The organism is Stenotrophomonas sp. CFBP 13725 (assembly GCF_014841935.1).
Lineage (GTDB): Bacteria > Pseudomonadota > Gammaproteobacteria > Xanthomonadales > Xanthomonadaceae > Stenotrophomonas.
The window spans coordinates 333,155-354,560 of the sequence record NZ_JACYUV010000003.1 but is presented as its reverse complement, the minus strand read 5'-3'; the positions used below and the strand labels follow the sequence as shown (position 1 = coordinate 354,560).

The 21,406-nt window shown below is 63.4% G+C and carries 17 protein-coding genes; 10 read left to right on the top strand and 7 right to left on the bottom strand.

All coding sequences use genetic code 11. The annotated features are described in order from the left end of the window. The first annotated feature begins 332 nt into the window (after positions 1 to 332). From IFT65_RS07655 to IFT65_RS07640, 4 genes are all read left to right on the top strand, one after another. Positions 333 to 1,955, top strand: a complete 1,623-nt coding sequence (locus tag IFT65_RS07655; RefSeq protein WP_192080965.1) for a PQQ-dependent sugar dehydrogenase — start codon at positions 333 to 335, stop codon at positions 1,953 to 1,955. A 71-nt stretch (positions 1,956 to 2,026) separates the two neighbouring features. After that, positions 2,027 to 2,617: a DUF1349 domain-containing protein gene (locus tag IFT65_RS07650; RefSeq protein ID WP_192080964.1), complete on the top strand. Its 591-nt coding sequence runs from the start codon at positions 2,027 to 2,029 to the stop codon at positions 2,615 to 2,617. Positions 2,618 to 2,739: 122 nt separating this feature from the next. Then, positions 2,740 to 3,828 carry a DUF5694 domain-containing protein gene (locus tag IFT65_RS07645; protein ID WP_192080963.1) on the top strand — a complete coding sequence of 363 codons (1,089 nt, stop codon included), beginning with the start codon at positions 2,740 to 2,742 and terminating at the stop codon, positions 3,826 to 3,828. Between the two features lie 184 nt (positions 3,829 to 4,012). Further along, a complete protein-coding gene (locus IFT65_RS07640) occupies positions 4,013 to 5,245 on the top strand; it encodes an MFS transporter (protein ID WP_197974033.1) in 1,233 nt (410 codons plus the stop codon). Here IFT65_RS07640 and IFT65_RS07635 read toward each other — a convergent pair. After that, positions 5,220 to 6,113 carry a LysR family transcriptional regulator gene (locus IFT65_RS07635; RefSeq protein WP_192080962.1) on the bottom strand — a complete coding sequence of 298 codons (894 nt, stop codon included), beginning with the start codon at positions 6,111 to 6,113 and terminating at the stop codon, positions 5,220 to 5,222. The genes IFT65_RS07640 and IFT65_RS07635 overlap by 26 nt on opposite strands. Positions 6,114 to 6,285: 172 nt before the next feature. Between IFT65_RS07635 and IFT65_RS07630 the strand changes: the two genes are divergently transcribed. Beyond that, positions 6,286 to 7,323 (top strand): alpha/beta hydrolase, encoded by a 1,038-nt coding sequence (locus IFT65_RS07630; protein ID WP_192080961.1) that lies wholly within the window; start codon positions 6,286 to 6,288, stop codon positions 7,321 to 7,323. 127 nt (positions 7,324 to 7,450) lie between these two features. Here the strand turns inward: IFT65_RS07630 and IFT65_RS07625 are convergent, their stop codons facing one another. Further along, a complete protein-coding gene (locus IFT65_RS07625; RefSeq protein ID WP_192080960.1) occupies positions 7,451 to 8,413 on the bottom strand; it encodes a LysR family transcriptional regulator in 963 nt (320 codons plus the stop codon). A 102-nt stretch (positions 8,414 to 8,515) separates the two neighbouring features. Here IFT65_RS07625 and IFT65_RS07620 point away from each other — a divergent pair, with 102 nt between their 5' ends. Together IFT65_RS07620 and IFT65_RS07615 are read left to right on the top strand one after the other, a co-directional pair. Continuing rightward, a complete protein-coding gene (locus IFT65_RS07620) occupies positions 8,516 to 9,619 on the top strand; it encodes an alkene reductase (protein ID WP_197974032.1) in 1,104 nt (367 codons plus the stop codon). Between the two features lie 52 nt (positions 9,620 to 9,671). Continuing rightward, the gene (locus IFT65_RS07615) at positions 9,672 to 10,055 is read left to right on the top strand and encodes a nuclear transport factor 2 family protein (protein WP_192080958.1); all 384 of its coding nucleotides are present in this window, start codon (positions 9,672 to 9,674) and stop codon (positions 10,053 to 10,055) included. A gap of 187 nt (positions 10,056 to 10,242) precedes the next feature. Here IFT65_RS07615 and IFT65_RS07610 read toward each other — a convergent pair whose 3' ends face one another. Further along, entirely contained in the window at positions 10,243 to 11,445 is a 1,203-nt protein-coding gene (locus IFT65_RS07610) for an MFS transporter (RefSeq protein WP_192080957.1), read from the bottom strand. Positions 11,446 to 11,477: 32 nt separating this feature from the next. Beyond that, complete coding sequence (locus tag IFT65_RS07605) at positions 11,478 to 12,704, bottom strand: MFS transporter (RefSeq protein WP_192080956.1); 1,227 nt, start codon at positions 12,702 to 12,704, stop codon at positions 11,478 to 11,480. A gap of 135 nt (positions 12,705 to 12,839) precedes the next feature. Between IFT65_RS07605 and IFT65_RS07600 the strand changes: the two genes are divergently transcribed. After that, positions 12,840 to 13,424 (top strand): TetR/AcrR family transcriptional regulator, encoded by a 585-nt coding sequence (locus IFT65_RS07600; RefSeq protein WP_192080955.1) that lies wholly within the window; start codon positions 12,840 to 12,842, stop codon positions 13,422 to 13,424. Between the two features lie 297 nt (positions 13,425 to 13,721). Here IFT65_RS07600 and IFT65_RS07595 read toward each other — a convergent pair whose 3' ends face one another. Further along, positions 13,722 to 14,486: a hypothetical protein gene (locus IFT65_RS07595; protein ID WP_192080954.1), complete on the bottom strand. Its 765-nt coding sequence runs from the start codon at positions 14,484 to 14,486 to the stop codon at positions 13,722 to 13,724. Positions 14,487 to 14,562: 76 nt separating this feature from the next. After that, positions 14,563 to 15,189 carry a hypothetical protein gene (locus IFT65_RS07590; protein WP_192080953.1) on the bottom strand — a complete coding sequence of 209 codons (627 nt, stop codon included), beginning with the start codon at positions 15,187 to 15,189 and terminating at the stop codon, positions 14,563 to 14,565. A gap of 587 nt (positions 15,190 to 15,776) precedes the next feature. On the opposite strand from IFT65_RS07590, the gene IFT65_RS07585 reads away from it, so the two are divergent. After that, positions 15,777 to 19,205, top strand: coding sequence for a response regulator (locus tag IFT65_RS07585; RefSeq protein WP_192080952.1), 3,429 nt, complete (start codon positions 15,777 to 15,779; stop codon positions 19,203 to 19,205). A 117-nt stretch (positions 19,206 to 19,322) separates the two neighbouring features. Here IFT65_RS07585 and IFT65_RS07580 read toward each other — a convergent pair whose 3' ends face one another. Continuing rightward, a complete protein-coding gene (locus IFT65_RS07580; protein ID WP_192080951.1) occupies positions 19,323 to 20,663 on the bottom strand; it encodes a S41 family peptidase in 1,341 nt (446 codons plus the stop codon). A 198-nt stretch (positions 20,664 to 20,861) separates the two neighbouring features. On the opposite strand from IFT65_RS07580, the gene IFT65_RS07575 reads away from it, so the two are divergent. Further along, entirely contained in the window at positions 20,862 to 21,350 is a 489-nt protein-coding gene (locus IFT65_RS07575; protein ID WP_342365872.1) for a hypothetical protein, read from the top strand. Positions 21,351 to 21,406 lie beyond the last annotated feature (56 nt).

Sequence of the window (21,406 nt, the reverse complement as noted above, 5' to 3'; positions counted from 1 at the left end):
GGTGCGCGGAATGCGCGGAATGCACTGGTAGAGCCGACTTCAGTCGGCTGCATTGGCGAAGGCAGCCGACTGAAGTCAGCTCTACCGGAAAACGCCGCACTTCAGCGCGTATCTGCAGCAGACCGGCGCGCCATCGCACTGAACAGCCGCGGCGACTTGATGTACGACGTGCTTGGCGATTAACACGCCGCCGAGCATGGCTCGGCGCTACCGGCCGCCTGGAACGTCCAGAACCCTGCCTGCGGCGTCCGTCAGCCGTGCAGACGCCCCTCGCCCCCTAGAATGGGGGCAGACGGCAATGCCGATCCTGAAAGAGGAACGACAGGTTGAAGATGAAGCGCTACCTCCCCCACATCGCCGCATTGCTGGCTGCCGCCATCGCGACCGGTGTTGTGGCCAGCATCGTGCAGACGCAGCTCGTCTTCAGTGAGTTGTCGGGCTTCGGCATTCCCCTGCCTGCGGCTCTGCGGGCGTGGACCACGCTGGAAGACCTGGCGATGTTCGGCCCGGTCATGACCGGCATCGCGTTCGCTGCCCTGCTGCCTGCCATCGTGGTGGCGCATCGGATCATGCGCATCACCCCCGGTGCATGGCGGAACGGCGTGTTCGCTGCCGCCTCTCTGGCCGGTGTGTGGGTGGCGTTCTGGATGATGCGTTCGGTGATTCCCATGCCGGCCCTGCCCGGAACGCGTGGTCCACTCGGCCATATCCTGATGTCACTGGCAGGCGGGGTCGGCGGTGTGTTGTACGCCACGATGAGCGCGCCGGGGCGTGGCACAGCGCAGGCGACCGCACCGGGGTGGCCGTGGCGCCATGGTGTGCTGGCCGCCGTGCTGCTGTTCGTCCCTGCCCTGCTGTTCTTCACCACCGCGCCACTTGCCGGCGACAGGCCGGTCGACACGCCTGCTGCCAGCTACCAGGTGCAGACGGTCACCAGCGGCTTGAACCGCCCCTGGTCACTCGCGTTCCTGCCGGATGGCCGCGTGCTGGTGACCGAGATGGGCGGACGGCTGCTGGCCATCGCCGCCGATGGCACCCGTTCGGAGATTGCGCTGGACGGGTTGGCGCCGATCTTCCTGCAGGGCGGCACCGCCGGCCTGATGGACATCGCGTTGGACCCGCAGTTCGACCAGAACGGCCGGCTGTACCTGACGATGGGCTACGGTGTGGCGTCGGCCAATGGCACGCGCGTGGTACGTGCACGCCTTGCCGACGACAGGATCGAGGAGGTCCGCGTCCTGTTCGATTCAACGCCAAAACCGAGTGCCGGCAACAACGGCGGACGCATCGCGTTTCTTGCCGATGGCACGCTCGTGCTGACGGTCGGCGACGGCAGCGCGCGGCGTGAGGAAGCACAGAATCCCGCCAACCACCTGGGCGCCGTGATCCGGATCGACCGCGAAGGCCGCCCGCCCGCCGATAATCCCTTCATCGGCCAGCCCGGTACCGCGCCGGAACTCTACAGCCTCGGCCATCGCAATGCGCAGGGGATCACCATCGACCCCACCACCGGCGATCTACTGCTTTCAGAGCACGGTCCCCGCGGCGGCGATGAGATCAACCGCATCGTGGCGGGCGGCAACTACGGCTGGCCGCTCGTCACGGGTGGCATCGACTATCCCTTCGCCCGCGTGACGCCTTTCCGCCGCCTGCAGGGCTACCGGGACCCGATGCTCGAATGGACACCTTCGATTGCGCCGGCGGGCCTTGCGGTGTACGACGGAGACCTGTTTCCCGCGTGGCGCGGCAACCTGCTCGTGCCTGCACTGAAGGAGCGCGCGGTGCGGCGTGTGCTGCGCGATGGCCGTCGCATCGTGGGACAGGAGCTGCTGCTGGCTGACCTCCATGAGCGCATACGCGATGTCAAGGTCGCTCCTGATGGGTCGATCCATGTGCTCACCGATGGGGTCGAGGGGAAGCTGCTGCGACTGACGCCGCGCACTGGCAGCGCGTGATTCGCCCCCTCACCCCGCTGCACAGATGACCGCATAACCCGACCGCTTGACGAGAGACGACGAGCACCCACATGCATTACCCAACACTGCAGCACGGCATCTGGCACAACGCGCCGGCAGAACACCCGCTTGATGCGGACGGCCAGCTTCAGGTCGTCACCGCACCGGGCACCGATTTCTGGCGCGAAACCCACTACGGATTCACCCATGACAACGGTCACTTCCTTGCGGTGAAGGCCCCGGCTCGCTTCACCTGCCAGCTGCGTGTACGCGGTGACTACCAGGAACTCTACGATCAGGCCGGCATCATGGTGCGTATCGACGAGCAGCATTGGATCAAGGCCGGCATCGAACTCAGCGACGGACGGGCCATGCTCAGCAGCGTCCGCACCGACGGCATTTCCGACTGGGCAACCGCGCCCTACCTGGGCGACCCCACGGACTTCTGGATGCGCGCCACCGTAGACGCCGGCGTGCTGCGGCTGCAGGTTTCTGCGGACGGCACACACTGGCCCCTGGTTCGACTCTGCCCGGTGCCCATTGCCGCGCAATACCAGGTGGGTCCGATGGCGTGCAGCCCGAAACGCGGGGGCCTCCGTGTCACGTTCTCGGACTGGACGCTGGGACCTGCTTCAGGAAAAGATCTACACGACCTGTCCTGACGGCATGCCGGCGATGCGGCAAACAGCGGGATGGTTGCAATGACCAAAGGGGCTTTCGTCCACGCTCCGTGTCGCCCAGCATCGGCCACAGGCAAGGCATCGGCCTTTGCAGAGGAAGCAGCATGATCAGGCGCATCGGCGGTAGTTTCATCCTTGTACTGTGCAGCGCCACCGCACTGGCGGCCAGCCCCGGCTATCATCCCGACTTCCACCCCGAGACCTTGAAGGGTCCACCAGTGGGCCGCGCCAATGAGGTGCTGGTGCTGGGCTCGCCCCACCTGTCCGGGCTGCCGGACACCTTCACCCCTGCCCAGCTGGAGCCCCTGATGGAGCGGCTGACGGCGTGGAAGCCGGACGCCATCGCAGTGGAGGCGGTATCCGGCCTGCAGTGCGATTACATGCGGCGCTTCCCGTCCCGCTACGTCGACAGCATCGACAGTTACTGCCCGGATACCGGTCCTGCGCAGATCGCTGCCGGCTTGGACGTGCCTGCGGCGAACGCCGAAGCCGAGCGGCTGTTGGGCAGCCTGCCCGCCGCGCCCACCTCGGCACAGCGACGCCGACTGGCCCTGGTACTGCTGGCGGCCGGCGAACGTAATTCCGCCATCGTGCAATGGCTGCGTCTTCCCCCGCCGCAGCGCACCGCGGCCGACGGCCTGACCGATGATCTGGTCGCCTACCTGGACAAACGCCTGCAACGGCGCGACGAGTCGATTCTTATCGCCGCTACGCTGGCTGCAAAGCTCGGCCTGGAGCGCGTGTGGGCGGTCGATGACCACACCGCCGACTCAGCCACACCGAAGGCGTTGGAGAAGGCCTCCGGCGAAGCCATCATGAAGGCATGGGACAACCCGTATACCAAGGCGCGCTCTGACGCCGATGATGCGCTGCATGCCAATCTCGGCAAGCCCGGCGGCCTGCTGGCGATCTACCGCGCGTACAACGCGCCGGAAGCCGCCCTGCAGACGTATCACAGTGACTTCGGCGCGGCGCTGATGGAGCCGTCATCGCCGGGCTTTGGGCGCAATTACGTGGGCTACTGGGAAACCCGCAACCTGCGCATGGTCGCCAACATCCGTGATGTGCTGGGTCACGCGCCCGGCACGCGCCTGCTGGCCATCGTCGGCGCATCGCACAAGCCGTACTACGAGGCGTACCTCAACCTGATGCACGATGTGCAGCTGGTGGATGCCGAGAACGTACTGCGCTGAGCCCGCGCGATGGCCCGCCCATCGCCAGCGCGCTGACTCCTGAGTATCACTCAACAGTTCATCCAGATCAGCCCCCCTTATCGGAGGCGATGGAGCGGGAGATCATGGTCTCCGGTGCAGCGCGCCGGATGCTGTCGCATCCCATGTTGCGGCAGCACCCTGACTCCCCCGAAGGCTGTTTTCCATGAATCCTGTCACCACATCCGCCGCTGCGGAGCGTGTACCCGCTCCCGTTGCCGTTGCCGACGCCCCTGCTCACTGGGCCGGTGTCTTTGCCATGACCCTGTGCGTGTTCGGGCTGATCGCATCGGAGTTCATGCCGGTCAGCCTGCTGACCCCCATCGCGACGTCGCTCGGCGTCAGCGAGGGGTGGGCGGGCTACGGCATCGCCATTTCGGGCGCGTTCGCCGTCATCACCAGCCTGTCCATCCGTCGCATCGCGGGAGACCTGGACCGCAAGACCCTGCTCCTGCTGCTGACGGTGCTGATGGGCGTTTCCGGGGTCATCGTCAGCCTTGCCCCGAATTACCCGGTCTACATGGTCGGACGGGCGCTGATCGGCGTCGTCATCGGTGGCTTCTGGTCCATGTCCGCCGCCATCGCAATGCGGCTGGTGCAACCGCAAAGCGTGCCCAAGGCGCTGGCGGTGTTCAACGGCGGCAACGCGCTGGCCACCGTCATTGCCGCACCGCTGGGCAGCTACCTGGGCGGCATCATCGGCTGGCGCGGTGCCTTCATGTGCCTGGTACCGGTCGCGCTGGTCGCGCTGGTCTGGCAGTGGATCAGCCTTCCTTCGTTGAAGGTAGCAACGCGCTCCGGCGTGACGCCCAGCGTCTTCGCCGTACTGAAGCGGCCACTCGTGCTGCGTGGTATGGCAGCTGCGGGCGTGTTCTTCTGTGGACAGTTCATGCTGTTCACCTATCTGCGCCCGTTCCTGGAGGCAGTGACACGGGTGGACGTGGCCACGCTGTCCCTGATGCTGCTGGCGCTGGGCGTGGCGGGCTTCATCGGCACCGTGCTGATCGGTGGCTTCATCAAGAACAGTGTGTACCGCCCGCTGATGATCATTCCGCTGGTGATGGCCGCCATCGCCCTCACCCTTACGGTGTTCGGACAGTCCGGCAGCACGGTGTTCGTCCTGCTTGCAGCGTGGGGACTGGTGGCTACGGCCGCGCCGGTGGCTTGGTGGGCCTGGCTGGCCAAATCCCTGCCCGATGATGCCGAGGCCGGCGGTGGACTGATGGTGGCGATCGTGCAGTTGGCGATCGCGCTGGGCTCCACGGTAGGCGGGCTGCTGTTCGACGGCAGCGGTTACCGCGCCACCTTCATCGCCAGCGCTGTCGTGCTGGTGGTCGGGGCGCTGCTGGCCGCGCTGACCGCGCGTACGACGATCACGTCGGGTATCGCAGCGCGTTGACGAGCGCCGAAAACGCAGGCGATGGCTGGCGGCGGTTGGGGTAGTAGAGGTGGTAACCGGCGAACGTCGGGCACCATGCATCCAATACCTGCACCAGTTCACCGCGGGCGATGTGCGAGGCGACAAGATCCTCGGTGACGTAGGCCAGGCCGATACCATCAACGGCCGCGTTGATGACGTGGTACATGCTGTTGAAAACGAGCTGCCCCTCACCCTTCACCGTGAACTCTTTCCCGTCCTTCTCGAACTCCCAGGCGTAGATGCTCCCCGTCGGGCGGTGGCGGATGTTGACGCAGGGCAGCCCGGTGATGTCATACGGCGTGGCGGGCATGGCGTGACGCTGGAAGTACGCCGGCGAACCCACCACCACCAGTCGCCAATCCGGTCCGATGCGTACCGCGATCATGTCGTTGCTCAACGCCTCACCCAAGCGGATCCCCGCGTCGAACCGCTCCAGCACGACGTTGGAGAAGCCGTAATCGACATGGAACTCCAGCGTAATGTCCGGATAGGCCGCCAGGAAGGCGGCCAGCCGCGGACGGATCACCATCTCGATGGCATCGTCGCTGCAGGTGATGCGAAGGGTTCCCGCCGGTCGGTCGCGCAGATCACCAAGCGCCTCCACGCTCGCACTGATGGCATCGAAATGCGGGGCGATGGAACGCATCAGGCATTCGCCCGCCTCGGTGGGCGCCACGTTGCGCGTTGTCCGCGCCAGCAGCCGCACACCCAGGCGTTCTTCCAGCTGCCGCATGGTGTGGCTAAGCGCCGAAGCCGAGACGCCCAGCCTGGCGGCCGCCTTGGTGAAGCTCTGCTCCTGCGCGACAGCGAGGAAGGCTTGCAGATCATTGGTCTTGAACCCTGCCATTGCTGATTCCGCCCAGGCGCCTACGTGGTGACCGACAGTATCACCGCGATTGGTGAGCAGGGCTCAGTAAGCCTTCAACGGTGCACCGGCTAATCAGGGACTTTGCGGGCGGCTACCGTGGACTGCGCCATTCCTGTGCGACGCCGCCCTGCCCTCTTACCGAGTAGACCCGATGAAACACCTTGCCCTGTTGCTGGCGCTCACCGCCAGCACATTCACCGCGATGGGAGCCACCATGCCGACCGGCGCAGACAATTTCTACCGAAGCGATGACGTCACCATCGAGAAAGTGAGCTTCAAGAACCAGTACCACATGGAGGTCGTGGGCAGCCTCGTGCGCCCCACGCATCCAGCTGCCACCACCGGCAACTTGCCCGCGGTGATCGTGGGCCACCCGATGGGAGCGGTCAAAGAACAGAGCTCCCTGCTGTACGCGCAGAAACTGGCAGAACACGGATTCGTGACGTTGGCCATCGACCTGCCCTTCTGGGGCGAGAGTGCCGGCGAGCCGCGTAATCTGGTGGCGCCGGAGATGTACAGCGAAGCCTTCAGCGCGGCCGTGGACTATCTGGGGACCCGCGATTTCGTCGACCGCAGCCGGATCGGCGTGCTCGGCATCTGTGGCAGCGGCAGCTTTGCCATCAGCGCTGCGAAACTGGATCCACGCCTGCGTGCCATTGCCACGGTGAGCATGTACGACATGGGCGCGGTGACACGCCACGGCCTGGGGAATTCGGTATCGCTGCAGCAGCGCAAGGACCTGTTGGCGAAAGCAGCGGAGCAGCGCTATGCGGAGTTCACCACGGGCCAGGGCGTATTCCTCGACTATCTGCCCGTGGAACTGCCGGCCGACGCCGATCCGGTGACGCGGGAGTTCTGGGCGTTCTACCGCACGCCGCGCGGCATCTCGATTCCGCAGGGGCGTACGCTGGAAACCACCCAGAACCGCATGCTGACCAGCGAGGTGCGCTTCATGAACTTCTATCCGTTCACTGACATCGAGACCATCTCGCCGCGCCCCCTGTTGTTCATCGCCGGCGACAAGGCGCATTCGCTGGAGTTCAGCCAGCAGGCCTACGCGCTCGCCGGACAGCCGAAGGAGCTCTACCTGGTACCCGGCGCAGGGCACGTGGATCTCTACGATCGCGTGGATCTGATCCCATTCGACAAGCTGGTGGCGTTCTTTACCCGCACGCTTGCCGGCACCTGAGGCTGCGTACAAAGTTGAAGTGCACAGTGGCATCGATGCGGGGGACTTTACCTTCCTGATCAGGGCGATGTAGCCGTCGTGGCTCGCGAGCTGCGGCTATCGCCCCTGAGCAGCTCGACCACGCTCGCTACGCTGCATTCTTGTCCGTCATGAAGTCGATGAATGCACGAAGCTTGCCTGGCATATGCGTTCGATGTGGATAGTACAGATGGAATGCGTCGTCCATTCCACTGTGCTGTTGCAGAACTCGCTGCAATCGGCCGCCCGCCAACTCCTGCTTCGCAAAATCCTCATACACGAAGCCGATACCTTGGCCTTGGACGGCGGCATCCACGACGGACTTCATTTCATCGAAGAGGAGGCGTCCATGAACCTCGATCTGGACGGTCTGCCCATCAGCATCGAACTTCCAGTCGAACCATCGTCCTCCCCCGGAGTAGCGCTGTCGTATGCAGTCATGCTGCAGCAGATCGTCGATCGTCCTGGGCTCCGTCCGCTCCTGAAAGTACTCTGGCGCAGCCACCACGATCCGTTTCTGCGCAGCCCCGAGCTGTTTGGCGACCATATCGTTCTGCACTCTTTTTCCCATGCGGATGCCGATGTCATAGCCACTACTGACGATGTCGCCAAGTACGTTGTCCAGTGATATCTCGACGTGGATCAAGGGGAACCTGGCGAGAAACTCAGGAAGATGCGGCTCGATCAACGTCCGGTAGGCCACGTAGGAAGAATTGACCCGCACGGTGCCAGAGGGCTGGTCGGTCGCCTGCAGCGTCTCTGACAAGGAGTTCCTGATCAGCGCAAGCGCGGGTGACAACGTGGAGCTGAGTGACGCCCCCGCTTCAGTCAAGCTGACGCTGCGCGTGGTCCGGTTGAAGAGCCGGACATTCAACTGCGCCTCAAGGGTTTTGATGGTGCGGGACACCGCAGTCGGGGTAACGCCCAGTTCGCCTGCCGCCTTGGAGAAGTTCAGGTGACGGGCCACTGACTCAAACGTCAGGAGTCCTTGCAGATACACCGGGGGAGCAGAGTGACCATTTGCCGCACTGTCCCCCTGCGCTGCAGACCGGATTGTGAACTTATGGTCCATACCGTATGTCCCGTTGTGTCTATTCACGTCATTATCGCACGCACCCATACTCCTGAAATCAAATGAATTCAGCAGGCAACCCGGTTGCCGAAAGGAACAGCGATGATGCCCAGCACCTCTCCCAACGATCTCTTCTCTCCGGTAGCCCTCGGCGCGCTGAAGCTGGCGAACCGGATCGTCATGGCGCCGCTGACGCGAAGCCGCATGGGCGCGGATGGTGTGCCGAACGAGATGCATGCGCGGTACTACGCACAGCGGGCCAGCGCCGGCTTGCTCATCAGTGAAGCCACCAACATCTCCGCTCAGGGGCGGGGCTACGACCTGACGCCCGGCATCTGGTCGGAAGAACAGGTGGCGGGCTGGAAAGTAGTAACCGACGCAGTACACGCGGCCGGTGGCCTTATCGTCTGCCAGCTGTGGCATGTGGGGCGTTTCTCCCACGTGGACCTGCAGCCGGATGGAGCCCAGCCGGTCGCACCATCGCCGATCCGGGCAGAAGGACAGACGTTTACCGCGAAGGGAATGCTCGATGTCTCGCCGCCCCGTGCGCTGGAGACGTCCGAGATTCCGGGCATCATCCAGCAGTATCGGCATGCCGCCGAATGCGCAAAGCGCGCCGGCTTCGATGGTGTGGAAGTGCATTCGGCCAACAGCTACCTGCTTGACCAGTTCCTGCGCGACTCCACCAACCAACGTGACGACGCGTACGGTGGCACCATCGAGAATCGCAGCCGACTGACGCTGGAGGTCACGGCTGCAGTGGTTGAGGTCTGGGGTCACGACCGGGTCGGCATCCGGATTTCGCCGGTGACGCCTGATGCAGGCAACACGCCCTTGGACAGCCAGGTGATGAAGACCTACGGCTACCTGATCGAGCAGCTCAACCGATTCCAACTGGCCTACCTGCACTTTGTGGAAGGCGCCACGGCAACCTCGCGCGTGGTGCCGGAAGACGTTGATCTGGACGCACTGCGCGCCCTCTTCAGCGGCCCCTATATCGGCAACAACAACTACGACCTGGCGTTGGCAGTGAAGCGTCGGGAAGAGGGCAAGATCGATGCCGTAGCGTTTGGCCGCCCGTTCATCGCGAATCCGGATCTCGTGCGTCGATTGAAAGAAGGTGCCGAGCTCGCCGTCGCGCCGCGCGATACGTACTACGGGAATGGTGAGAAGGGCTACACCGACTGGCCGACGCTCGCCAACTGACGCGAAAGCGTACCGAACGGCCTCGACCCACCACGTCAATCAAGGAACAGTCATGACCGAATCAACCTACGTCCAGGATTACCGCGCCATCGCGGAGGTACTGAACCAGTACATCGCGGGCTGCAGGCAGGGCCAGAGCAGCATCATGAAGCCCGCATTCGCCCCGCAAGCAACGATGTACAGCATCGACCCCGAGGGCAAGCTGTCGGGTGGCGCCATCACGGTGCTGTTTGAAGGTATCGACACGCACTTCCACCCCTCTCCTGACGCTGAGGCGGAAGTCACCCGAATCGAAATCGTCGGCACAGCGGCCAGCGCCCGCATTGATGCCAATGGAATGTCGGGCCTCTCGTTCACTGACTTCTTCCACCTGCTGAAGATCGATGGCAATTGGCTGGTCATCAGCAAAGTGTTTCAGACCCACGCGGCACCTTGACCGCGCATCCGCACAGCAACTCCATACGCTCGTAGGTGCCTCAAGCAGTCGGCGCATGCCGCCGACTGCTTGAGCGCGCTGGCGCCAGGCACGCACAGTCAGGAACTTCTTCCGATGTAGGCGTGGCTGCTCAACCAACTCAGATTTGATGACCCCATTCTTTACGACGCTCCCACGCCCAAGACGATTACCCCCGCACCCACGGCACGGCGCGCGGCAGGTAGCGCGCAATCAGGCAGAGGATCAGTGCGGCCAGTGACAGCGCTGCCGCAATCCACAGATTCCCTTGGATCCCGGTGCGATCCAGCCACCAGCCTCCTGCCCAGGCTCCGGCCGCAATACCGATGTTGAACACGCCCACATACAACGATCCGGCAACCTCCATGGCACGGGGGACGGCTTTCATCATCCAGGTCATCAGACCCACCGACACGCCTCCATACGTCAGTCCCCACACCACCAGCACGACGATAGCGCCCCCAAAGGACGTACCAACGGACAACAGCAGCAGCGGCGTCAACAGCAACCCGACCGAAAGCGCTAAAACTGCCGGCCACGTACGACGCGCAGCGAGTGGGCCCATGACGAAGTTGCCGGCAATCCCTGCGACGCCGTAGGCAAACAGCAACGCGCCCATCCAGCGTGCATCGATGCCGGACCAGGCCGCAAGCAAGGGACGCACGAAGGTGAACACCATGAAGTGGCTGGACACCAGCAGCAAGGTCAGCAGCAGCCCCACCTGCAAGGCACGATTGCCCAGTTGCTGCAGAAACAGCCGCGCAGTCGTACCCAGTGCTACGGGCAGTGCGGGCATGACGCCCAGATGCAGCAGCAACACCAATGCACTGAACGCCGACATCGCGAAGAATACGGCGCGCCAGCCGAGCGCTTCGCCGATCATCGTGCCCAGCGGGACACCCAGCACAGAGGCCGCCGCCACGCCGCCAAAGATGATCGAGGTCGCCAGGCCGACGCGGTGTGCAGCCACCAGACGTGCAGCCAGCCCGCCCGCGATGGCCCACACGCCGCCCATGCACAGCCCCACCAGCGCCCGCGCCGCGAGCATCGATCCGATGCCTGGTGCCAGCGCCGATGCAAGGTTGGCCACCACCAGCAACGCCAGCAGTGCGCGCAGGATCAGTCGGCGGTCAAGCGTGCCGGCGGCGATGACGAGCAACGGTGCACACACTGCCGCCAGCAGTGCGGGCAGCGAGATCAGCCAACCAGCATCGCCGGCACTGATGCCGAGCGCGTCGGCAATGGGAGTCAGCAATCCCACCGGCAACATCTCGGTGGTGACGACGGAAAATGTGGAGAGGCCTACGGCCGAAACGGCCAGCCAGGGATGACGCGCGAGCGGCTGGGCGGCCGCCGACGAGGGGGTGGGCATGGGAGTGACCTCTAACGGGACAGGAGTCGATATCAACCGGCGTCGGTGACGGTTCGCGCGATGGGTTCAACGCGATCCAAGCGCGCAAGTGTGCGGCTGGCCATCAGGGCACTGATCAGCACGAGCCCGCCCGCGCAGAGCGCAACCACAATCCCAGCCGAAGGGCCCATGCGATCCACCGCCTGACCCGAGGAGGCAGCGCCTGCCGCCACGCCGACGTTCAGGCCGGCCAGCAGCCAGGTCATGCCCTCGGTAACGCGATGCGCGGGCACCTGCCGTTCAACCAACGACATGGCGACGATCATGGTCGGCGCGAAGAACAAACCGGCCACCAGTACCGCCAGTGCCAGCGGAATGACAGCCGCGACGTACAGCAGCGGGAGGGTGGTGAGCGCGGTGGCGACGCCGCCCCACAAGAGCAGCCGATGCAGGGGAAACGGGAACACCCGCGCGCCGAACAGCAATCCTGCCGCGCAGGAACCGAGGGCGTATGCGGAAAGAACGAGGCTGGCTGCGGCGGGTTGGCCAAGGGATGCAGTGAAGGCAACACTGGTGATGTCGATGGTGCCGACAATGAGGCCCATCGCCAGCATCAACAGGACCAACCAGCGCACACCTGGCAAGGTGATCATCGACCGCTGTCTGCCCCGTGCCAGGGCGTTGTTTTCCACGGCAGGCTCGGTGCCCCGCTGCATCACCAGCGCGGCTACTCCGACAGCCAGCAGCACAGCCGCCGCCAGCACACCCGCCTGCGGCAGCAGCCCGATCGACAGCGCAACCGCGATGGGCGGGCCGGCAATGAAGCTGAGCTCATCGAACACTGTTTCCAGGGAGAACGCGGTCTGCAGCTGCGGACGCCCCCGGTGCAGCGCGGTCCAACGTGCGCGGACCATCGCCGAGACGCTGGGCATGCACCCCGCAAGCAGGGCGCCGGCAAACAGCATCCAGTCCGGCGCCTGCGCGAAGGTGCTGACGGCAAGGAGCAATAGCCCGGCGATGCTGATGGCCGTGGCAAGGGGAAGCACCCTGCCCTGTCCGTGCCGGTCGACCAGCCGCGAAACCTGCGGTGACACAACGGCGTAGGTGAAAACGAACACCGCCGACACCGCGCCTGCAAGGGCATAACTTCCTTTCACGGCAGACAGCAGGGTGATGATGCCGATGCCGGTCATCGGCAGTGGTACGCGTGCAATCAGCCCGGCCAAGGCGAGGGCGCGGGTGCCAGGCGTGTCGAAGAGCTCGCGGTAAGGCGTTGCCATTGGGTTCTCCAGGAGGGTCCGCGCTTGCCTCATGCAGGCTTGGACATGACAATACATACAGTTCGTATGAATAAGAGGCTACATTCATACGCAACGTATGTAAACGATCATGCATGTCCACCACCAGGAGCTCCGATGGTTCGCCGCACCCGTGCAGAGATGGAACAAACCCGTGCCAGCCTGATTTCCACCGCTCGACGGGTCTTCGGTGAACACGGCTATGCCGCGACCTCCATGGATGACCTGACGGCCCAGGCAGGGCTTACGCGTGGCGCGCTGTACCACCACTTCGGGGACAAGCGCGGCCTGCTGGCAGCGGTGGTCGACCAGATCGATGCAGAGACCGACGCACGTCTGCAGGCGATCAGCGACCAGATGGCCGACCCGTGGGAAGGCTTCCGTCAGCGCTGCTGCGCGTACCTGGACATGGCACTGGAGCCGGACATCCAGCGCATCGTGTTGCGCGATGCACGTGCCGTGCTGGGCGGTGCCTCACCGGATTCGCAGCGCTACTGCGTGACGTCGATGCAACGGCTCATCGAAGGGCTCATCGAGCGCGGCGTGATTGCGCCCGTGGATGCATTGGCGCTGGCCTCACTGATCTACGGCAGCCTCGCCGAGGCCGCGTTCTGGATTGCGGAAGGCGATGACGGAAACGTGCGCCTGGTGCAGGCCAAGGCAGCGCTCGATCTGTTGTTGAAGGGGCTGAGGGGTGGCTAGGATTGGGTTGTGTCCTGGCATGGCTGCAACGATGAGCGGGCGCAGGCGTTGTTCCACTCTCCCAACAACCGCGACTGGGCCGACTTCACCCGCATGATGGCGAAGCTGTACCGCGACGTTCGCTGATATCCATGCGTTGACCCAAGAGAGAGTTTTCATGCCTTTCAGCGCCTGAAAAACGGGTCTGCTCCCGCCACAGAGATAGCTGACATCGGGTCCGCTTGCGGCCAGAAGCGGACATCAAGAAAAAGCCCGAACTAAGCCGCACCGAGAAGCTGCGTCGATTTGAATTGATTGTTACGGGAACAGCTCGTCAATCGCATGGATCATCTTAATCATAGCGTGGTCATTGGGAAATATCTTTTTGCATCTCTCTATGAACGGCACAAGCGCGCTCTTGGCTTGATCGTCCATGCTGACGGGGGTGATCTCGCTACTACTGTACTTGGCCTTAAGGTAGCCCCCTGCCTCAATAGCTTGCAAACTACCTATTTGGAAGTGCATCTCCGGAATGCTGTCCCGTTCGGTCTCTTCCTTCTTGATGGTTTTTCCGGACTCAATCGCCTTAAAGTACATGTAGACGGAAGCAATCCCGGCGTAAGTCAGCTCAGTTAAATATTTGGTGAAACCGCCACCGCTGCTCGCGCTTGGGTCGGCATTGGCCGGGGCAGTCGCCACTAGATTAATGGCTTCCGACTCGCTGCTTGTTTGAAGGGCCGCATTCTTAAGCTCTTCGAGCCCTTTATCAACATTATCAAATCTTCGTGGAACCTCGCGAAGGTGTTTGCCCATCTCACTGGAGATCGCCGTAATTCTCGTGGCAGCTAGAGATATTTTGGTATTCGTCTCGATGAGTTTTCTAAGTTGCTGCTCTTGCTTATGCGACGCGATGAAGCTGTATATGATGGCTACAACCCCGAGAACTAGAGAGTTAATCGTTAGTGCAAAGGAGACTCTATCCACTAGCCGGTTGTCGTCTACGAGTCCGAATCCTATTGCGCCGCATACTGCAAGGATCAAAGCAGCGATTGCGTACCTATAGTGAACTTCACGATTGTTCATCACGTCCGTAGTTCCAAACACCTGAGTTAGGCCTAGCCGCGAAGCTGGTTCGGCCTGAATACATTGCTAGGGCGCACTAGCCCTTCTGTAGCCGTTCTAGCTTTCTCAGTTTGTGGATCAAAAGCCTAGCCCCACTCTCATCCACGAAGTCTTCGTACATGACAGTGCTGTCCCTAAAATGCTTCTCCAGACGGTTAAGAACAGCGCGCAAAGCTGCTAGCATCTGCTCCACGAGCGCCCTGCTTATGCCGCTCAGGGGATCGGAGCCTCGATTGCTGAGGTAGTTGTGATCCTGATGAGCAATGCGCTTATTGCGATGTTCGCGCGCAAACTCTGCTGAGTCCAACGCCTCGTCGCAAAGTGCTTGAAGTTCGGCTCGTAGCGCGAGATCCGTAATCATCGGAGGTAGCGACTGTATTGTCAGGTTTTTTTTCTTACCTGTTTCCGGTCGATCTGTCATGCGCGAAACGCCAAGCAGGACACTGTCCCATAGCTCGTCTTGCACGATCTTGAAGAACAGGCCAGCGGCTCTGTTAAGCAAGTTAACCGTCTCCGTGTCATCTCCAAACAGCTGACGGTACTGCTGCCATAGGATATGGAGTTCGACGAGCTTTCGATAGAGCTCGTAGAAGCTGGCACCTAACTCATCTCCCATTGAGGAGATGTACTCGGCACGTATCTCATCTATGGACCGTGTGGTCATCGTAGTGCCCCCTATCTACTGAGGAGCCGGATCCCTTGGTCCGGTTATGCGACTTATACACAGCGCACCGTGCGGTGAGCTATCCCGTTGATATGACTCGAGCTTAGGGCGTTCGAGACCGGATAACAAGCCGATGCACGGGCGGAACCAGCTAGCTAATCAGGGGGCACTTAGGAAAGCCGCCGAGAAGCTTTGATGGTCCGCTTCGGGTGGAACGTAGCGCGGCCCTACCCGCGATAAACATCTTTAATCCCCCGCCCCGCCGATATCCGCTAAAGGCCAAAAGCTGCCACTGAAAGCCAAAAATGAATGCACCAGAGCCAATCAGGACGACCTGAGCTCATCCCCCCCCCTCGCTTGATCACGCCACCAATCTAAGTGCGCTGATCCCCGTCTCTGTCCGAGAGCAGATGTTCGTTTGATCAGTCCCACATGCCCTGATCGAACCACGCCGTCGATCCCCCACCACCACCCGGCAACCAACCGCACCGCAAACCCAGCCCGACAACCCCGCTCCAACCCAGCCACCGGTCACCCAGCCCACCGTGCTAATCTGAACGGTTGCATCCGCCGCCCCTTGCCACGCCATGCCCTACTCGCCCAAACCCCGTGCAGCCATCCAGACCGGAACTGCCTCCCGCACGCTGTGGCCGCTGTTGGCGGTCATGGTGTTCTTCCTCGCCAGCGGGTTCCTGGCGGTCAAGAACATCCACACCATCCGCGAGGGCAGCGCGCTGGTGATCCGCTCCCAGGAGACGATGACCGCTTTGGCGGATGTCCTCTCATCGGTGCAGGATGCCGAAACCGGCCAACGCGGCTATCTGCTCACCGGCGATGACAACTACCTCGAGCCTTACCGGGCCGCATTGGGTGTGGCCAGCACGCGATTGGAGGCGGTAAAGGAAGCCTTGGCCGATGACCCGGCGCAACGGGACCGGCTCAAGTTGTTGGCGCGCAGGGTGCAGGACAAGCTGGACGAACTGCACGAGACGATCGAAGTGCGTCGCACGCAGGGGCTGGAGCCCACGCTCGCCGTGGTCGGCTCCAATCGCGGCAAGGCGGCCATGGATGACATCCGTGCGCGCTTGGCCGCCATGGGCGCAGTCGAACTGGACAAGCGCGCCCGGCGATTGGAAGAGATGGAATCTGCCTACAGCGCAGCGCTGAGCTCGGGTGCGGCAAGCGCCGTGCTGGGCATTGTGCTGACGATCTTCATCGCCTTCCTGCTCCGCCGCCATACGCGGGCACGCGAGCGCGATGCCTGGCTGCAGCGGGGTCGGCTGGAGCTGGCCACCGCCACCGGTGGCGACCTGGACAGCGTCGCACTGGCACGCGCCAGCCTCGGCTTCCTGACGCGCTTTACCGGCGCAGAGGCCGGCATGCTGTTCGAACCGGCAACCACGGGCTTCCGCCAGATCGGCGCGGTGGGCGCCGCGTCCGCGCCCGACGGCGCCAACGTGCAGCGTGACCGTGGCAGCCTGCTCGGCCGTGCGGTGGATGAGAAGCGCGTCCTGGTGGTATCGGATGTGCCGCCGGGCTACTTCACGGTGGGCTCGGGTCTTGGGCAGGCGCAGCCGCGCCACCTGGTCATCGCTCCGAGCATCCACGAAGGCGAGGTGAGCGGGGTCATCGAGCTGGGCTTCTTCGGAGCGGTACCGACAGAGGTCGTCGAACTGCTTGAACTGGCCTCCGCCGACATGGCGGTCGCCTTGCGGTCAGCGGCCTACCGGGCAAGGCTCTCCGAGCTGTTGGCGCAGACGCAGCGGCAGACCGAAGCGCTGCAGGTGCAGAGCGAGGAGCTGAAAGTTTCCAACGAGGAACTGGAGGAGCAGAGCCGTGCCCTGCGCGGCAGCCAGCACGAGCTGGAGGAACAGCAGGCCGAGCTGGAGCAGACCAACAGCCAGCTGTTCGACCAGTCACAGCAACTCGAGGAAGAGCGCGACAAACTCGCACGCGCCAACGCGGCCATCCTGGCCGAGTCGCACAAGGTGCAGCGTGCCAGCCAGTACAAGTCGGAGTTCCTGGCCAACATGTCGCACGAGCTGCGCACGCCACTCAACTCCGCGCTCATTCTGTCCAAGCTGCTGGGCGACAACCGCGATGGCAATCTCACCGCGGAGCAGGTGAAGTTCGCGCGGACCATCCATTCTTCCGGCACGGACCTGCTCGTGCTCATCAACGAAATCCTCGATCTGTCCAAGATCGAGGCCGGCCACATCGAGGTGCATGCCGAGCGCTTCGGAGTGGAGAAGCTGCTGTCCGGCATCGCGGCCCTGCTCGGCCCTGTGGCCAGTGAGAAGGGCCTGTCGCTGGACGTGCTGATGACAGCCGACTGCCCGCCGGTGATCGAATCCGATCGCCAGCGCATCGAGCAGATCCTCAAGAACCTGCTGTCCAATGCCTTGAAGTTCACCGAACAGGGCGGCGTGACAGTCTCCGCTTCGGCCAGCGGCGATGGCCACATCCTGTTCTCGGTGACCGACACCGGCATCGGCATCGCACCCGAGCAGCAGGCGCGCATCTTCGAGGCATTCCAGCAGGCTGATGGATCGATCAGCCGTCGCTACGGCGGAACGGGCTTGGGGCTTTCCATCTCGCAGGAGCTTGCACGTCTGCTGGGCGGCGACATCACCGTGGAGAGCGAGCCGGGCAAGGGCAGCTGCTTCCGGCTGGTCGTCGCGACCCGGTTGGCGACCGCAGCGCGCCCTGCTGTCTCCGTCGCGGTCACGGCCGCAGCGTCCGCTCGCGCCACGTACGTTGCCAACACCCCGGCGGCAACACCGGAGCCGCGTCCGACCAGCGGCGGAGGCCACAGAGCCGACAGCACCGAGCGGGGCCTGATCCTGATCGTCGAGGACGACATCGCATTCGGGCAGATCGTCAGCGACCTGGCGACCGAGATGGGCTTCCGCGCGCGCGTGGCGCAGACCGCAGGCGAAGCGTTGGCGGCTGCGCGCGCAGAGCTGCCGCATGCCATCGTGCTGGACGTCGGCCTGCCCGACCAATCGGGTCTGTCCGTGCTGGACGTGCTCAAGCGCGATATGCATACGCGGCATATCCCCATCCACGTCGTGTCCGCGCTGGATCACTCGCGCAAGGCGCTGTCGCTGGGCGCGGTGGGCTTCCTCGGCAAGCCTGCCACCCGCGATGAGCTCGCCGGCGTGCTGCTGTCTCTGGAGCGCCGCCTTTCGCTGCGTCCGCGCCTGGTACTGGTGGTTGAAGATGACGCCGTCCAGCTGGATGCCGTGCGCGAGCTGCTGGCCTTGGCGGATGTGCAAACGATCGGTGCGCGTTCGGCGGCGGAGTGCCTCCAGGCGCTGGGCGAACATTCCTTCGACTGCATGGTGCTGGACCTGACGCTCTCCGATGCGTCGGGATTCGAGTTGCTGGAGATGCTCAGCGCGCAGAGCGCGGAGGCCCTGCCGCCGATCATCGTCTATACCGGTAGGGTGTTGTCGACCGCCGAAGAAGTGCGACTGGGCCGCTACTCCCGCTCCATCATCATCAAGGGCGCGCGCTCACCCGAACGTCTGCTCGATGAGGTGACGCTGTTCCTGCACCAGGTGGTCAGCGAGTTGCCGGAATCCAAACAGGGCATGCTCCGCACCGCGCAGCACCGGGACACTGCATTGGAAGGACGCCGCGTGTTGATCGTGGAGGATGATGTCCGCAACATCTATGCGCTGATGAACGTGCTTGAGCCACACGGTTGCAAGGTCACCATCGCGCGCAACGGCCAGGAGGCCATCGATGTCCTGACCGCTGCCGTCACCGGTCCTGCGCCCATTGAACTGGTGCTGATGGACATCATGATGCCGGTCAAGGATGGCCTGACCGCGAGCCGTGAGATACGCCAGGACGGGCGCTTCGACACGTTGCCGATCATCGCCCTGACCGCGAAGGCGATGCCCGACGACCAGCAGCAATGCATCCAGGCCGGTGCGAACGACTACGTGGCCAAGCCACTGGACGTGGACAAGCTGGTGTCGTTGATCCGGGTCTGGCTGACGGCCTGACCCGGCGAGCGCATCTTCCCCCGCTGCGGATTCGGAAGAAACGATGCTGGCATCCTGCTGGCGTCCGCGTCACAGCGATCAGCGCGCCGAACGCTGCGGCTGAGATACGCCACGCGTTCAGGGCATCGAGCGCAGCCACGCTGCGGCAACTTCAACGGCGTCCTGATCACGGGGCACCAGATGCTCAGGCGCGATGCCTTGGGGGTAGGCTTCACCATCACGGTCGAGCATTGCCCCGACGGTCAACCGAAGCATGCCGCCATCTGGAAGCGGGAAGCCACGATTGGACGTCGCGAGCCCTGCTGTGGTCTGCCCAAAGAACCGGGTTCCCGGACGTGCCCTGAACGCCACGGCGATGGCCTCCCCGGAGCTCGCCGTCTTCGGCCCCACCAGCACGGCCACGGGACTACGGGAGAGGTCCACACTGCATCCAGGCGTGGGCTGCGAGCGCCAGCGTGTCACGGCACCGTCCCGATTGCGGAATGCTCCCGCATCGTGGGACCCCAGCAAGGAATGCAGCCCGTTGAGCATGGGCCACATGTTGCCGCCCGTGTCCTGACGAAGATCGAGGATCCAGCCCTTTGATGAGGCTGGCGCTAGTGTGGTGATCCGCTCGCAGAGCTCTGCGGTAAATGTGGCACCGGCGCCCGCATTGTTTCCACGCAGGCCGGGCACCAGCACGTAGCCGATATCCTGCATCAACCTGGACTCGATGGGCCTGCTCGCAACCGCGCTCTGGCGGTAAGCGAGGGCCTCCCTTGGCATCTGAAGCAGGCTGTGGCGATCTGCCAAGGCATCCAGCACCTTGCGCAGCCTGCTATACGCCTCCTGCGCAGGAAGATCCTTAAGCTCCGGCGACAGCTGGACCGTCTCTTCGGCAGACCAATTGACGTTACCCGCGTTCAGTGCCTCGGCGCGAATGATGGGAAGCGCGTACGTCAGCATGTCATGAGCGGTAATCCCGGCCGAACTCACTGCCTCCTGCGTCAACCTGAGATTCTCTACTTCCACGTGCCCGACGCTGTTCAATGTCACGCCGAACTTGAGGCGGGTCGTGCCGACCGGCACATAGAGCAGTACCTCACGCGCGAGTCGCCCCTCATCGGCGCGAACGGGTTCGCGCCCCGAGTTGGCGAAACCCAACCGTCCATCGGGACCATCTGCACGAACCCAGATCGCGGCTTGACCCCTCCCTTGGGTAACCGTGAGATTGCCGGCCAAGCGAACTTCCCTTCCGCGAAAAGGACCAGCGTCCAACGAGGCAACCGCGCCGACGAAGGAATGCTCACCCGTTGATTCGGCGGACAGAGCGACCGCCGCGCCACTCGTGCCGAGAACGTCCCCCGATCCCGTGGTGATCGAATAAGTACTGGTACCTTCCCAGATCGTCGCTGCCTGCGCATCCGAGCTGAAGAGCGCCATGACGAGAAGAGCCGCTGTGCCACGCATAGTCAACATCCATGTTCACCTTGAACCACGATCCTAGTCCAGGCACATTGCACCGACAAGGCGACATGCGGACGCAAGGACGGTGATGTTCCCGGCGTGGTTCGAGCGCTGACGATGATGTCCACGACGCTGTAGCAGGCAGGCGTTGCTGCACGCAGTACTCATCGCAGATCATGGCCGACCACGCCATGACTTCTGGAGAAGGCTGTGAAAGGACTCTTGCTCAACAGTGCAATCTCGCTGACCGCCGTCGGCATCTCGTTGTTCGCCCTTCACCGGGCGGATCAGGCAAACGACCCGGCTCGCGTCATAGAAGCCCGAGGCTTGATCGTCAGGGACGCATCAGGCGTATCGCGCGTGGAGATAGGTGCGCCTGTAAACGGCCCCATGATCCTGGGCAGAAGAGAAGAGCGTGTGGCGCCTGCATCCGGCATCCTGCTGAACGGCCCGGACGGGAATGAGCGCGGAGGCTACCTCACCGTTGACCTCGGCGACGAGGCAGTGCTGACGCTGGACGGCGCAGGGAGCGGCAAAGAAGTCTTCAAGGTAGTGGCGAACGAGAATGCGGGTGCATCCTTGTTTGTCATTCATCAGAACGACTCCGCCGCCATGCTGACGACGTACCAAGGAAAGCCGGAACTTCGATTCATCGAGCAGGATGGCCGGGTGAGTCTCTCGCAACAAGGCGAAGAGTGACGCGACAGTACGGCACAGCGTGTCAGCCCGCTGACGGCCGCTCAGGCCGCCAGCAG